Raw genomic sequence first — 14,387 nt, forward strand, 5'->3', positions numbered from 1 at the left:
GCTAGACCGGCAGGGGCCCGTTGTCGACGAGTGCCACGGACCCGTCGTAGCGGTACAGCCGGGGCGGGCGGTGACGGGTGCCCGTCAGCCGCTGCTCGGTCGGCACCACGGTCTTGGAGGCCTCGATCGTCCGGCGGAAGTTCGCCGGGTCGAGGGGCTTCTGCAGGACGGCCTCGTGCACCTCGCGCAGCTGGGCGAGCGTGAACGTCTCGCCGAGGAAGGCCTGCGCGATCCGGGAGTACTCCATCTTGTTGCGCAGGCGCCAGAGGGCGTAGTCGACGATCAGCCCGTGATCGAAGGCCAGCTCGGGCAGCAGATCGGTGCAGAGCCAGGCGACGTTCTCGTCCACGATCGCCGCGTCGGCCTCGGAGGTGCGCACCAGCGCCCAGTAGACGATCGACACCACGCGGCGCTCGCCGCGGGAGCGCTCGGTGCCGCCGACGGCGTAGAGCTGCTCGAGGTAGCGCGGGGCGAGGCCGGTCGTCTCGCGGAGGGTGCGGCGCGCCGCCTCGGCGAGGTCCTCGTCGGGCCGGAGAGGGCCGCCGGGCAGCGCCCAGAGCCCCTGATAGGGATCGCGGAGCCGGCGGACGACGGGGATCCACACGGCGGCGGCCCCGGTCTCGGGATGCGGGCGCAGCGCGAAGATCACGGTCGACACCGCGAGCTGCGGCACTGCTACCTCCATGAGACCCCCCTAAAGGTCACCCTGACCCTAACGACTCCCACGAGCTTAGTGTCACCCCGACCCGAACACCAACCCGGCACCCGTCCTGCTCCCCGCCGCGAGATGCCACTTGTGCACGCGACACGCCGCGAGAAGCGTGCACAAGTGGCATCTCGCGAGGGGGAGGGACAGCGCGCGCACCCGCCCGCTAGGGTGAGCGGACAACCGAATACCGGGCCGCATACGCGACGCGGGAGAGCCGACTCCGGTCGGCACCGAAGGAGCAAGCCTCCCCGCCAATCTCTCAGGTCTTGTACCGCGTCGAACTGGCCACTCTGGAAAGCGATCCGCAGAGGATCCGCCGATGGTGAAAGCGATCGCCCCGCGAGGGGCGGCGTGAATCTCTCAGGCACCACGACAGAGGGGGAGTTCCCACGGCACTGCTGTGCCACGCATCACCGACCTGTGCGGGCGCGTGCGCAGCACTGCGACGAATTGGAGAACTCCCACATGTCCGAAGAAAACTCCGTCGACGAGAACGCTGTCGAAGGCACCTCTGCCCCGACGACCCCCGCCGAGTCCGGCGCCCCCGAGACCGGCGGCATCGAGATCGACTCGCCCGACGCCACCGCGCCGAGCACCGAGCCCCGCCGCTCGCCGCTGCACGACGTGCACGTCGCCGCCGGCGCCTCCTTCACCGACTTCGCCGGCTGGTGGATGCCCGTCCGCTACTCCGGCGACCTCGCCGAGCACCACGCGGTCCGCACCGCGGCGGGCCTCTTCGACCTCTCCCACATGGGCGAGATCCTCGTCGTCGGACCCGAGGCGGTGGACGCCCTCGACTACGCGCTTGCGAGCGACCTCTCCGCCGTCGCCGTCGGCCGCGCGAAGTACACCCTCCTGCTCGACCGCACCGGCGGCGTGATCGACGACCTCGTCGTCTACCGCACCGGCGAGGACCGCTTCATGGTCGTCTCGAACGCCGCCAACCGCCACGTGGTCGCCGAGCAGCTGCGCGACCGCACCGCGATGTTCGAGTGCGAGCTCTACGACGAGAGCGACGACGTCGCCCTGATCGCGATCCAGGGCCCGCGCTCGCTGGAGATCCTGCAGAACGTGCAGGGCCTCGCGATCGAGGTCGACCGCGGCGAGGGGTCGGTGCTCGACACCGACGACGCCGCCCGCCTGCTCGAGGAGCTGCGCTACTACCGCGCCGTGCCCGCCAGCTTCGAGGCGCACCCGATCCTGATCGCCCGCACCGGCTACACCGGCGAGGACGGCTTCGAGATCTACGTCGCCCCCGACACCGCCCCCGCGCTCTGGGAGGCGCTCGCCGAGACCGGCGCCGGCGCGGGCCTCGTCCCCGCCGGGCTCGCCGCGCGCGACACCCTCCGCCTCGAGGCGGGCATGCCCCTCTACGGCCACGAGCTCTCCCGCGACGTCTTCCCCGCGCAGGCCGGCCTCGGCCGCGTCGTCGCCCTCGGCAAGCCGATCGACTTCGTCGGCCGCGCGGCCAGCGAGGAGGGCCCGTCCGGCGACGCCCCCGTGCTGGTCGGCCTGATCGGCGAGGGCCGCCGCGCCGCTCGCGCCGAGTACAGCGTCCACGGCCCCGACGACGACGTCATCGGCGTCGTCACGAGCGGCGTCCTCTCGCCCACCCTCGGCGTGCCGATCGCGATGGCCTATGTCGCGCCGGCCTCCGCGCAGCCCGGCAGCGTCGTCTCCGTCGACATCCGCGGCAGCCGGCTCCCGATGACCGTCACGGAGCTCCCCTTCTACTCCAGAAAGAAGAACTGACCATGGCCGTTCCCACCGAGCTCCAGTACACCTCCGACCACGAGTGGATCCTGGTCGAGGGCGAGACCGCGACCGTCGGCATCACCGCCTACGCCGCCGACAAGCTAGGCGACGTCGTCTTCGTCGAGCTGCCCGAGGCGGGCACGCGGGTCGAGGGCGGCTCCGTCGTCGGCGAGATCGAGTCGACCAAGTCGGTCGGCGAGCTGTTCGCGCCCGTCGACGGCGAGGTCCTCGAGACCAACACCGCGGTCGTCGACAGCCCCGAGCTGGTCAACGCCGACCCCTTCGGCGACGGCTGGCTGATCAAGGTGCGCTTCGACGCGCTGCCCGACGGCCTGCTCGACGCCGCCGCCTACGACGAGCTGGTGGGCGAGTAGATGGCGGCCCGCACCCCCGGAGAGTTCGAGTCCCGCCACATCGGGACCGACGCCGACGCCCAGCGCACCATGCTCGCCGCCCTCGGCTACGACTCCGTCGACGCGCTGGTCGAGGCCGCCGTCCCCGAGTCGATCCACGTCCGCGACCTCGCGCCGGTGCTCCCCGCGCCGGCCACCGAGGCCGAGGCGCTGGCCGAGCTGCGCGCCCTCGCCGCGCGCAACACCCTCCGCCGCCCGCTGATCGGCCTCGGCTACCACGGCACGCTCACCCCGGCCGTGATCAAGCGCAACGTCCTCGAGAACCCGAGCTGGTACACGGCCTACACGCCGTACCAGCCCGAGATCTCGCAGGGCCGGCTCGAGGCGCTGATCAACTTCCAAACGATGGTCGCCGACCTCACCGGCCTCGACACCGCCGGCGCGTCGATGCTGGACGAGGGCACCGCCGTCGTCGAGGCGATGCTGCTGGCCCGCCGCGCCTCGAAGGCGAAGACCGACGTCTTCGTCGTCGACTCCGACGCGCTGCCGCAGACCCTCGCGCTGCTGCGCGGCCGGGCGGAGGCGGTGGGCATCCGCATCGTCGAGCTGCCGCTCTCGCGCACCGACACGGACGACGTGCCCGAGTCCTTCGGCGCCCTCGTCCAGTACCCCGGTGCCTCCGGGCACCTCTGGGACCCGTCCGCCGTCCTCGGCGCGGTCAAGGCGCACGGCGGTCTCGCGATCGTCGCGGCCGACCTCCTCGCGCTCACCCTCGTCCGCTCGCCGGGCGAGCTCGGTGCCGACGTCGCCGTGGGCACCACCCAGCGCTTCGGCGTCCCGATGGGCTTCGGCGGACCGCACGCCGGCTACCTCGCCGTCCGCAAGGGCCTCGAGCGCCAGCTCCCCGGCCGCCTCGTCGGCGTCAGCCAGGACGCGGCGGGCAACCCCGCGTACCGGCTCTCGCTGCAGGCGCGCGAGCAGCACATCCGCCGCGAGAAGGCGACCTCGAACATCTGCACCGCGCAGGTCCTGCTCGCCGTGATGGCCGCGATGTACGCGGTCTACCACGGTCCGGACGGCCTCGCCCGGATCGCCGAGCAGGTGCACTCCCGTGCCGCGCTGCTGGCGCGGCTCCTGCTCGACCGCGGTCACGCGCTCCGGCACGCCGACTTCTTCGACACCGTCGCGGTCGTCGTCCCGCAGGGTGCGGAGGCGGCCGTCGCCCGCGCCCGCGAGGCCGGCTTCGACCTGCGCCTCGTCGACGCGGACACCGTCGCGGTCGCCCTCGACGAGACGGTGACCCCGGAGGAGGTCGTGGCGGTCGCCGTCGCGATCGGCGACCTCGACGCCCGGCACGGCGTCCTCGCCGGCGCCGCGCGCAGCATCCCCGGCGCGCTGGAGCGGACCACGCCGTTCCTGGTGCACCCCGTCTTCAACACGCACCGGAGCGAGACCTCGATGATGCGCTACCTCAAGCGCCTCGCCGACGCCGACTACGCGCTGGACCGCGGCATGATCCCCCTGGGCTCCTGCACGATGAAGCTCAACGCCGCCGCCGAGATGGAGGCGGTCAGCTGGCCCGAGTTCGCCGGTCTGCACCCCTTCGCGCCCGAGGCCGACGTCGAGGGCTCCCTCGCCCTGGTCGACCAGCTCGAGCGCTGGCTCGCGCACCTCACCGGCTACGACTCCGTCTCGCTGCAGCCGAACGCCGGCTCGCAGGGCGAGCTCGCCGGGCTCCTCGCGATCCGCGGCTACCACCGCTCGCGCGGCGACGAGGCGCGCACCGTCTGCCTCATCCCCTCGAGCGCCCACGGGACGAACGCGGCCAGCGCGGTCCTCGCCGGCATGCGCGTCGTGGTCGTCGCCTGCGACGAGCTCGGCAACGTCGACCTCGACGACCTCCGCGCGAAGATCGCGGAGCACGCCGAGGGCCTCGCCGCCCTGATGATCACCTACCCGTCCACCCACGGCGTCTACGAGCACGAGGTCGCCGAGATCTGCCGGCTCGTGCACGAGGCCGGCGGCCAGGTCTACGTCGACGGCGCGAACCTCAACGCGCTGCTGGGCTTCGCCCGCTTCGGCGACTTCGGCGGCGACGTCTCGCACCTCAACCTGCACAAGACGTTCTGCATCCCGCACGGCGGCGGCGGCCCCGGCGTCGGCCCCGTCGCCGCGAAGGCGCACCTCGCGCCGTTCCTGCCGGGCCACCCGCTCGCGCAGCGGCTCGAGCACTCCGTCGGCCAGCACGGCGAGACCGTCGTCCACGGCGGCGCGCCCGTCTCGGCGGCCCCGTACGGCAGCCCCGGCATCCTGCCGATCTCCTGGGCCTACGCCAGGATGATGGGCGAGGAGGGACTGCGCGCCGCCACCGGTGCGGCCGTCCTGTCGGCGAACTACGTCGCCGCCCGCCTGCGCGAGCACTACCCGGTGCTCTACACCGGCGGCAGCGGCCTCGTCGCGCACGAGTGCATCCTCGACATCCGCCCGCTCACCGCGGCCACCGGAGTGACCGTGGACGACGTCGCCAAGCGCCTCGTCGACTACGGCTTCCACGCGCCGACGATGAGCTTCCCCGTCGCGGGCACGCTGATGGTCGAGCCGACCGAGAGCGAGGACCTCGCCGAGATCGACCGCTTCATCGACGCGATGATCGGCATCAAGGCCGAGGCCGACCGCGTCGGCGCGGGGGAGTGGCCCGTGGACGACAACCCGCTGCGGGGCGCCCCGCACACCGCGGAGTGCCTCGTCGACGCCGAGTGGTCGCACCCGTACAGCCGCGAGGAGGCCGTCTACCCGGTCCGCTCGCTGGTGCGCGGCAAGTACTGGCCACCGGTCCGCCGCGTCGACCAGGCCTACGGCGACCGCAACCTCGTCTGCGCCTGCCCGCCGATCGAGGCCTTCGCCTGATCAGCGCCTGACGCCCGCCGACGAGCCGTCGCGGACGGTCGTGTCCGCTCGCTCGACACGACCGTCCGTGACGGATCGTCTCGGTGTCGGACGACGAGGGGCGTCAGGGCGTCGGAGTGACGGAGGGCGTCGGCTGCGGCGCAGGCGCCGCGAAGAGCTCCGGCCAGAGGGCGACCGCCAGCGGGTAGCCCACGAACGACACGATGTCGATGATCGAGTGCGCGATCACCAGCGGCAGCGTGCGCCCGAAGCGCTGGTAGAACAGCCCGAAGACCACGCCCATGATCACGTTGCCGATGAACGGCCCGATGCCCTGGTACAGGTGGTAGCTGCCCCGCAGCAGGGCGCTCGCGAACAGGATCCTCCACCGCCCCCAGCCGAGGTCGCCGAGGCGCGCGAAGAGGTAGCCGATCATGATCACCTCCTCCTGCACCCCCGCCCGGATCGCCGAGAGCACCAGCACGGGCACCGTCCACCAGTACGCGTCCAGCGGCGATGCGACCACCGCGACCGTGATCCCGAGCGCTCGCCCGAGCGCGTAGAGACCGATGCCGGGGGCGCCGATCGCCACCGCGAGCACGACTCCCGTGCCGAGGTCGGGGAGCGGCCGGCGCAGGTCGAGCCCGAGCCGCCCGAGCGGACGCCGGCCGCCCTGCCAGAGCAGGAAGACGCAGAGCAGCACCGGCACGAGGTCGAAGAGCAGCGCGAGCAGCTGGTAGATCAGGTCGAAGGCCGGCCGGTCGCTGAGCGCCCCGTTGATCGTCGTCGACTGCTGCCCGAGCGAGACCGAGCGGGTGAGCTTGTTGGCGATCGAGACGACGGAGTAGACCGCCGACGCCCCGAGGGAGAGCCCGAGGACCAGGAGGATCTCCGCCCCGATCCGGCCCCGGGACTGTGCGGACGCTGGGGGAGCGGTGGACACGCGGGCCCCTTCCTCGGATTCGCTGGTGTGCGCGGAACGACGCGCAGACGCACGTTTCGTGCGAATCCGCGCAAGGATTCCACCTCCTGGTTACCGCTGTGTAACGGTTTCCTCATCGTTTTGTGGCGATAGGCAGTCGATACATAGTCTCGACGGAGGCATTCGCGCGGTGGCCACCAGTCTCGCGCGCCGACGTCGTCGCCACGCGCACGGCACTCCACGCGTCAGGGAAACCACTTCTCGCGCGCCCCCACACCACTGGAGGAATTGTGAAAATCAGACGTTACGGCCTCGGAGCTCTGGCGCTCGTCGCCGCGAGCACGCTGGTCCTGGCCGGCTGCAGCAGCTCGAACGACTCGGGCGGGGGAGACGCGAGCGGCGACACCGCCGCGATCATCTCCACCAACGGCTCGGAGCCGCAGAACCCGCTGGTCCCGACCAACACCAACGAGGTGGGCGGCGGCAAGATCCTCGACGAGATCTTCGCGGGCCTGGTCTACTACGACGCCGAGGGGGCGCCGAACAACGACGTCGCCGAGTCGATCGAGTCGGACGACGCGCAGAACTACACCATCACCATCAAGGACGGCCTGACGTTCACGAACGGCGACCCGGTGACCTCGAGCTCCTTCATCGACGCCTGGAACTACGGCGCGAAGCTCTCGAACAACCAGCTCAGCTCGTCGTTCTTCGCGAACTTCGAGGGCTACAGCGACACCGAGGACAGCGAGCTCACCGGCCTCAAGGCCGTGGACGACACCACCTTCACCGTGGCGCTCAAGTCCCCGCAGTCGGACTTCCCGATCAGCCTCGGCTACTCGGCGTACTACCCGCTGCCCGCCGTCGCGTTCGACGACATGGCCGCGTTCGGCGAGAACCCGATCGGCAACGGCCCGTACAAGCTGGCCGGCGACGACGCGTGGCAGCACGACGTCCAGATCGACCTGGTCAAGAACGAGGACTACTCCGGTCCCCGCGAGGCGCAGAACGGCGGTCTGAAGATCGTCTTCTACGCCACCCAGGACGCGTCCTACGCCGACCTCCTCGGCGGCAACGTCGACGTGGTCGACCAGATCCCGGACTCCGCCTTCGGCACCTTCGAGAGCGACCTCGGCGACCGGGCCGTCAACCAGCCCGCCGCGATCTTCCAGTCCTTCACCATCCCGGAGCGCCTCGCGCACTTCAGCGGTGAGGAGGGCCAGCTGCGCCGTCAGGCCATCTCGATGGCCTTCGACCGCAAGGAGATCACCGACGTGATCTTCGAGGGCACCCGCACCCCCGCCTCCGACTTCACCTCCCCGGTGATCGACGGCTACAGCGACTCCCTCGAGGGCGCCGACGTGCTCGAGTACAACCCCGACGAGGCCAAGGCGCTGTGGGCTCAGGCCGACGCGATCAGCCCCTGGGACGGCACCTTCAAGATCGCCTACAACGCGGACGGCGGCCACCAGGGCTGGGTCGACGCGGTGACCAACTCGATCAAGAACACGCTGGGCATCGAGGCCGAGGGCGACGCCTACCCGACCTTCGCCGAGGCGCGCACCAAGATCGTCGACCGCTCGATCGAGACGGCGTTCCGCACCGGTTGGCAGGCCGACTACCCGAGCCTCTACAACTTCCTCGGACCGCTCTACGTGACCGGCGCCTCGTCGAACGACGGCGACTACACGAACCCCGAGTTCGACGCTCTCGTCGCCTCGGGCCTCTCCGACGCCGACACCGACGCTGCGAACACCACGTTCCAGCAGGCGCAGGAGACCCTCCTCACCGACCTCCCGGCGCTGCCGCTCTGGTACGCGAACGTGACCGGCGGCTACGGCGAGGGCGTGTCGAACGTCGAGTTCGGCTGGAACTCGGTGCCGCTCTACTACGAGATCACCAAGAACTAAGCTCGAACCACTGGGGCGCTTCGCCCGTGCCGCCGGCCACCAGGTCACGGCACGGGCGGAGCGCCCTGTTTCGGTCACAATCGAATGAGGTCCCCATCCATGCGACTCCGGAACCGGCTGGGCTGACATGCTCGCCTACATCGTCCGACGCATCCTGCAAGCCGTCCCCGTGCTCATCGGCACCACGTTCCTCATCTACTTCATGGTCTTCTCCATGCCGGGGAACCCGCTCCTGTCGCTCTTCGGCGACAAGACGCCGAGCCCCGCGCTCCTCGCCCGCCTCGAGGAGCAGTACCACCTGAACGAGCCGTTCATCGTCCAGTACCTGTACTACCTGGGAGGCGTCGTCCGCGGCGACTTCGGCATCTCGTTCTCGGGCCAGTCGGTCAACGAGATCCTCGCCCGCACCTTCCCGGTGACCCTGACCCTCGCGATGATGGCGATCATCATCGAGATCGTCGTGGCGCTGACCATCGGCCTCATCAGCGGACTGCGCAAGGGCAGCTTCTTCGACGCGAGCGCCCTGGTCGTCAGCCTCCTGCTCGTCTCGGTGCCGATCTTCGTGCTCTGCTTCATCGCGCAGTCGTTCTTCGCGATCCAGCTGGGCTGGTTCCCTCCGACGGTCGGTGCCGACGCGTCGTTCCAGAGGCTCCTGCTCCCGGCGATCGTGCTCGCGCTGTTCGTGGTCGCCTCGGCGATCCGCCTGACCCGCGGCTCGGTCATCGAGACCGCCGGCTCGGACTTCGTGCGCACCGCGTACAGCAAGGGACTCTCGCGTCGTCGCGTCATCCCGGTGCACGTCCTGCGCAACTCGCTGATCCCGGTCACCACGCAGTTCGGAGCCGACTTCGGCCTCCTGATCGTCGGTGCCACCGTGACCGAGGGCATCTTCAACGTTCCCGGCGTCGGGAACACGCTCTACCAGGCGATCATCCGAGGGGAGCGACCGACCGTCGTCTCCTTCGTCACGGTCATGGTGCTGTTCTACCTCGTGGTGAACATCCTCGTCGACCTGCTCTACGCCGTACTCGACCCGAGGATCCGCTATGCCAAATGAGTTCTCCGGCGGCGCGCAGAAGGCCCGCCGCATCGACCACTTCGTCGCCCCGCTCGAGGAGACGCCGATCGCGTCCGTCGACGCGGTCAGCCTCGACGAGAAGCCCAGCAACCTCTGGACCGACGCCTGGCGCGACCTGCGCAAGCGCCCGATGTTCTGGATCTCCGGCGTGATGATCGTCCTGATCATCGCGGTCGCCCTGCTCCCCGGCCTGTTCACCTCGGTGGACCCGCGGCAGTGCGCGCTCTCGTTCAGCAACCAGGGCCCGGGCGGCGGCAGCCTGCTCGGCTACACCAAGCAGGGCTGCGACGTCTTCTCGCGCATCATCCACGGCACGTCCACGTCGCTGACCGTCGGTCTGATCGTGATCGTCATCACGACCGTCTCCGGCGTCATCGGCGGCGCGCTGGCCGGCTTCTTCGGCGGCTGGGTCGACACCGTGATCATGCGCCTCGGCGACATCTTCTTCTCGATCCCCTACATCCTCGCCGCGGTCGTCATCATGTCGGTCTTCTCGGCCTACCGGAACGTCTTCGTCATCGCCCTGGCGATCGGAGCGTTCGCCTGGCCCACGACGGCGCGCGTGCTGCGCTCCGAGGTCCTCCGCGTCAAGCAGTCCGACTTCGTCGGCGCCGCCACCGCGACGGGCCTGTCCAAGATGGCGATCCTCTTCCGGCACGTGCTGCCGAACTCGATCGCCCCCGTCATCGTCGTCACGACCATCTCGCTCGGCGCCGCCATCACCGCGGAGGCGACGCTGTCGTTCCTCGGCGTCGGCCTGCCCGGCTCGGTGATGTCCTGGGGCAACGACATCAGCCAGGCGCAGCGCGACCTGCGCACCAACCCGCAGACGCTGATCTACCCGTCGATCGCGCTGACGGTGACGGTGCTGAGCTTCATCCTCCTGGGCGAGTCGCTCCGCGACGCGCTCGACCCGAAGGCGAGGGCCCTCCGATGACGTCCACGACACCGAGCACCCCGCAGGGGCCGCTGCTCCAGGTCACCGACCTCGAGGTCGGCTTCCAGACCGGCAGCGGACTGGTCCCCGCACTCCGCGGCGTCAGCCTGACGATCGAGCACGGCCAGACCGTCGCGATCGTCGGCGAGTCCGGCTCCGGCAAGTCGACGACCGCCGCGGCGATCATCGGCCTGCTCCCCGGCACCGGCACGGTCACCGGCGGCTCCGTGCTGTTCGACGGCAAGGACCTCGCGAAGGCGACCAGGACCGAGCTGGAGGACATCCGCGGCCGCCGGATCGGCTACGTGCCGCAGGACCCGATGTCCAACCTCAACCCGGTCTGGTCGGTCGGCTTCCAGGTCGAGGAGACGATCAAGGCCAACGGCCTCGCCTCCGGCCGCAAGGAGGTCCGCGCCAAGGCGATCGAGGTCCTGCAGAACGCCGGGCTCGCGGACGCCGAGAAGCGGCTCAAGCAGTTCCCGCACCAGTTCTCCGGCGGCATGCGCCAGCGGGTGCTGATCGGCATCGGCCTGGCCGCGTCGCCGCAGCTGCTGATCGCGGACGAGCCCACCTCGGCGCTCGACGTGACCGTGCAGCGGCGCATCCTCGACCACCTCGAGACCCTGACGAGGACCGACGGCACCGCGCTGCTCTTCATCACGCACGACCTGGGGCTCGCCGCCGAGCGCGCCGAGAAGCTCATCGTGATGTACAAGGGCCGGATCGTGGAGTCGGGCGCCTCGGTGGAGGTGCTGCAGAACCCGCAGCACCCCTACACGCAGCGCCTGATCGCCGCGGCGCCGAGCCTCGCCTCGCGCCGCATCCAGTCGACCGCCGGGAAGGCCACCGAGGCGGTGCCCGGCGAGTCCGAGGCCGTCCGCGAGGTCGACCTGGTCGGCGCGGCCGGCGCCCACCACGGTGCAGCGACAACCACCGCGCGGCCGATGATCGAGCTCGACGGGCTCACCAAGGTCTTCAAGATCCGCCGCGGCGGGCTGAAGGCCGAGGACTTCACGGCGGTCGACGACGTGTCGTTCTCGATCCCCAAGGGCACCACCACGGCGCTCGTGGGGGAGTCGGGCTCGGGCAAGTCGACGATCGCCCGCCTCGTGCTCGGTCTCGAGACGGCGACGTCCGGCGCGATCTCGATCGACGGCCGTCGGACCGAGAAGCTCCGCGGCAAGGAGATGCTGGCGCTGCGGCGCTCGATGCAGCCGGTGTTCCAGGACCCGTACGGCTCGCTCGACCCGCTGCACAACATCGGCAACACCATCTCCGAGCCGCTGCGGGTGCACAAGGTCGGCGACCGCACCTCGCAGCGCGAGCGGGTGCTCGAGCTGCTCGACCAGGTGTCCCTCCCGCGGGTCATCGCGAGCCGCTACCCGAACGAGCTCTCCGGCGGCCAGCGCCAGCGCGTGGCGATCGCCCGCGCGCTCGCGCTCAAGCCCGAGATCGTGGTGCTCGACGAGGCGGTGTCGGCCCTGGACGTGCTCGTCCAGGCGCAGATCCTCCGCCTCCTGGCCGACCTGCAGGCCGAGCTGGGGCTGACGTATCTGTTCATCACGCACGACCTCGCCGTGGTCCGCGTGATCGCCGATGACGTCTGCGTGATGCAGAAGGGCAGGATCGTCGAGCACGCGTCGACCGACACCGTGTTCGAGTCGCCGCAGCAGGAGTACACCCGCGAGCTGCTCGCCGCCATCCCCGGCGCCGGGATCGAGTTCGCGGTCTAGTCCGCCGGATCCACTCCACGAGGGCCCCGTTCCGGCCCGGCGACACCCGATGTTCATCGGGTCGCCGGCCCGGAACGGGGCCCTCCGCCGTCTCGGCGCGAGCCTGCGGTACGATGGAGGGTCCCCCTTACTGCACGAGAACACGAGACGAGTCCGTTCACATGGCAAGTGCCACCCGCTCCGACCTGCGCAACGTCGCGATCGTCGCCCACGTCGACCATGGCAAGACCACCCTGGTGGACGCCATGCTCAAGCAGACGAACTCCTTCGACGCGCACGCCCACGTGGACGAGCGCGCGATGGACTCGAACGAGCTCGAGCGCGAGAAGGGCATCACGATCCTCGCGAAGAACACCGCTGTGTCCTACAGCGGCAAGCACGCGGTCGACGGCCCCATCACCATCAACGTGATCGACACCCCCGGCCACGCCGACTTCGGCGGCGAGGTCGAGCGCGGCCTGTCGATGGTCGACGGCGTCTGCCTCCTCGTCGACGCGTCGGAGGGCCCCCTCCCGCAGACCCGCTTCGTGCTGCGCAAGGCGCTCGAGGCGAAGCTCCCCGTCATCCTGCTGGTCAACAAGACCGACCGCCCCGATGCCCGCATCGACGAGGTCGTCGCCGAGAGCCAGGACCTGCTCCTCGGCCTCGCCTCCGACATGGCGGACGACGTCCCCGACCTCGACCTCGACGCCATCCTCGACGTCCCCGTCGTCTACGCGTCCGGCAAGGCCGGCCGCGCCTCCGCGAACAAGCCGGAGGACGGCACGCTGCCCGACGCCGAGGACCTCGAGCCGCTGTTCGAGGCGATCCTCAAGCACATCCCCGCGCCGACCTTCGACGACGAGGCGCCCCTCCAGGCCCACGTCACCAACCTCGACGCGTCGCCGTTCCTCGGCCGCCTCGCCCTCCTCCGCGTCTTCAACGGCACGATCAAGAAGGGCCAGACCGTCGCCTGGGTCCACCACGACGGCTCGCACACCAACGCGCGCATCACCGAGCTGCTGATCACCAAGGCGCTCGACCGCTACCCGGCCGAGACCGCCGGCCCCGGCGACATCGTCGCGATCGCGGGCTTCCCCGAGATCACCATCGGCGAGACCATCGCCGACCCGGAGGACATCCGCCCGCTGCCGGCCATCACGGTCGACGACCCGGCGATCTCGATGACCATCGGCACCAACACCTCGCCGCTGGTCGGCAAGGTCAAGGGCCACAAGCTCACCGCGCGCATGGTCAAGGACCGCCTCGACCGCGAGCTCATCGGAAACGTGTCGCTCAAGGTCCTCGACATCGGCCGCCCCGACTCGTGGGAGGTCCAGGGCCGCGGCGAGCTCGCGCTGGCCATCCTCGTCGAGCAGATGCGCCGCGAGGGCTTCGAGCTCACGGTCGGCAAGCCCCAGGTGGTCACCCGCCAGGTCGACGGCAAGGTGCACGAGCCCTTCGAGCACCTCACCATCGACGCTCCGGAGGAGTACCTCGGCGCGATCACGCAGCTCCTCGCCGCCCGCAAGGGCCGCATGGAGAACATGGCGAACCACGGCACCGGCTGGGTCCGCATGGAGTTCATCGTCCCCTCGCGCGGCCTGATCGGCTTCCGCACCGAGTTCCTCACCACCACCCGCGGCACCGGCATCGCGAACGCGATCCTGCACGGCTACGAGCAGTGGGCCGGCGCCATCGTCACCCGCAACAACGGCTCGATCGTCGCCGACCGCACCGGCGTCGTGACGCCGTTCGCGATCATCGCGCTCCAGGAGCGAATGACCTTCTTCGTGAACCCCACCGAGGAGGTCTACGAGGGCATGGTCATCGGCGAGAACTCGCGCAACGACGACATGGACGTGAACATCACCAAGGAGAAGAAGCTGACCAACATGCGTCAGTCCACCTCCGACACGTTCGAGTCGATGACGCCTTCGCGCCAGCTGACGCTCGAGGAGTGCCTCGAGTTCGCCCGCGAGGACGAGTGCGTCGAGGTCACCCCCGAGATCGTGCGCATCCGCAAGGTCGAGCTGGACGCGAACGCCCGCGCCCGCGCGACCAGCCGCCTCAAGAAGCAGGCCTGATCCCGGGCGCCCCAGCGGCGCCCCCCACGACGCACGAC

10 protein-coding genes and 2 riboswitches are annotated in these 14,387 nt (G+C 70.4%); of the genes, 8 read left to right on the forward strand and 2 right to left on the reverse strand.

What is annotated here, in order from left to right; genetic code table 11:
- Position 1 precedes the first annotated feature (1 nt).
- Positions 2-685: an NUDIX hydrolase gene (locus C1I64_RS03000; protein ID WP_127886156.1), complete on the reverse strand. Its 684-nt coding sequence runs from the start codon at positions 683-685 to the stop codon at positions 2-4.
- A 220-nt stretch (positions 686-905) separates the two neighbouring features.
- Positions 906-993: riboswitch (glycine riboswitch) on the forward strand.
- A gap of 1 nt (position 994) precedes the next feature.
- A riboswitch (glycine riboswitch) is annotated at positions 995-1,092 on the forward strand.
- Positions 1,093-1,174: 82 nt separating this feature from the next.
- On the opposite strand from C1I64_RS03000, the gene gcvT reads away from it, so the two are divergent.
- From gcvT to gcvP, 3 genes are read left to right on the forward strand one after another with little or no spacing between them, the layout of a single operon-like run.
- Positions 1,175-2,461 carry a glycine cleavage system aminomethyltransferase GcvT gene (gcvT, locus tag C1I64_RS03005; protein WP_127886157.1) on the forward strand — a complete coding sequence of 429 codons (1,287 nt, stop codon included), beginning with the start codon at positions 1,175-1,177 and terminating at the stop codon, positions 2,459-2,461.
- Between the two features lie 2 nt (positions 2,462-2,463).
- Positions 2,464-2,838, forward strand: a complete 375-nt coding sequence (gene gcvH, locus C1I64_RS03010; RefSeq protein WP_123445441.1) for a glycine cleavage system protein GcvH — start codon at positions 2,464-2,466, stop codon at positions 2,836-2,838.
- Complete coding sequence (gcvP, locus tag C1I64_RS03015; protein ID WP_127886158.1) at positions 2,839-5,724, forward strand: aminomethyl-transferring glycine dehydrogenase; 2,886 nt, start codon at positions 2,839-2,841, stop codon at positions 5,722-5,724.
- A gap of 103 nt (positions 5,725-5,827) precedes the next feature.
- On the opposite strand, the gene C1I64_RS03020 is transcribed toward gcvP, so the two are convergent.
- Positions 5,828-6,646 carry a CPBP family intramembrane glutamic endopeptidase gene (locus tag C1I64_RS03020; protein ID WP_127886159.1) on the reverse strand — a complete coding sequence of 273 codons (819 nt, stop codon included), beginning with the start codon at positions 6,644-6,646 and terminating at the stop codon, positions 5,828-5,830.
- A 269-nt stretch (positions 6,647-6,915) separates the two neighbouring features.
- Here C1I64_RS03020 and C1I64_RS03025 point away from each other — a divergent pair, with 269 nt between their 5' ends.
- From C1I64_RS03025 to typA, 5 genes are all read left to right on the forward strand, one after another.
- Complete coding sequence (locus tag C1I64_RS03025; RefSeq protein WP_123702811.1) at positions 6,916-8,535, forward strand: peptide ABC transporter substrate-binding protein; 1,620 nt, start codon at positions 6,916-6,918, stop codon at positions 8,533-8,535.
- A 127-nt stretch (positions 8,536-8,662) separates the two neighbouring features.
- Positions 8,663-9,592, forward strand: a complete 930-nt coding sequence (locus tag C1I64_RS03030; RefSeq protein WP_123445445.1) for an ABC transporter permease — start codon at positions 8,663-8,665, stop codon at positions 9,590-9,592.
- On the forward strand, positions 9,582-10,550 hold the full coding sequence (locus tag C1I64_RS03035) for an ABC transporter permease (RefSeq protein ID WP_127886160.1): 969 nt from the start codon (positions 9,582-9,584) through the stop codon (positions 10,548-10,550). The genes C1I64_RS03030 and C1I64_RS03035 overlap by 11 nt, the downstream gene beginning before the upstream one ends.
- Positions 10,547-12,283 carry a dipeptide ABC transporter ATP-binding protein gene (locus tag C1I64_RS03040; RefSeq protein ID WP_123445447.1) on the forward strand — a complete coding sequence of 579 codons (1,737 nt, stop codon included), beginning with the start codon at positions 10,547-10,549 and terminating at the stop codon, positions 12,281-12,283. The genes C1I64_RS03035 and C1I64_RS03040 overlap by 4 nt, the downstream gene beginning before the upstream one ends.
- Positions 12,284-12,444: 161 nt before the next feature.
- Positions 12,445-14,349 carry a translational GTPase TypA gene (gene typA / locus C1I64_RS03045; protein ID WP_127886161.1) on the forward strand — a complete coding sequence of 635 codons (1,905 nt, stop codon included), beginning with the start codon at positions 12,445-12,447 and terminating at the stop codon, positions 14,347-14,349.
- The last annotated feature ends 38 nt before the right edge of the window (positions 14,350-14,387 follow it).

The organism is Rathayibacter festucae DSM 15932, assembly GCF_004011135.1.
GTDB lineage: Bacteria > Actinomycetota > Actinomycetes > Actinomycetales > Microbacteriaceae > Rathayibacter > Rathayibacter festucae.

Coding starts and splice junctions, on each gene's coding strand:
- gcvP (WP_127886158.1), top strand. CDS start 2,839: ATGGCGGCCCGCACCCCCGGAGAGTTCGAGTCCCGCCACATCGGGACC.
- C1I64_RS03000 (WP_127886156.1), bottom strand. CDS start 685: ATGGAGGTAGCAGTGCCGCAGCTCGCGGTGTCGACCGTGATCTTCGCG.
- gcvT (WP_127886157.1), top strand. CDS start 1,175: ATGTCCGAAGAAAACTCCGTCGACGAGAACGCTGTCGAAGGCACCTCT.
- C1I64_RS03035 (WP_127886160.1), top strand. CDS start 9,582: ATGCCAAATGAGTTCTCCGGCGGCGCGCAGAAGGCCCGCCGCATCGAC.
- gcvH (WP_123445441.1), top strand. CDS start 2,464: ATGGCCGTTCCCACCGAGCTCCAGTACACCTCCGACCACGAGTGGATC.
- typA (WP_127886161.1), top strand. CDS start 12,445: ATGGCAAGTGCCACCCGCTCCGACCTGCGCAACGTCGCGATCGTCGCC.
- C1I64_RS03040 (WP_123445447.1), top strand. CDS start 10,547: ATGACGTCCACGACACCGAGCACCCCGCAGGGGCCGCTGCTCCAGGTC.
- C1I64_RS03030 (WP_123445445.1), top strand. CDS start 8,663: ATGCTCGCCTACATCGTCCGACGCATCCTGCAAGCCGTCCCCGTGCTC.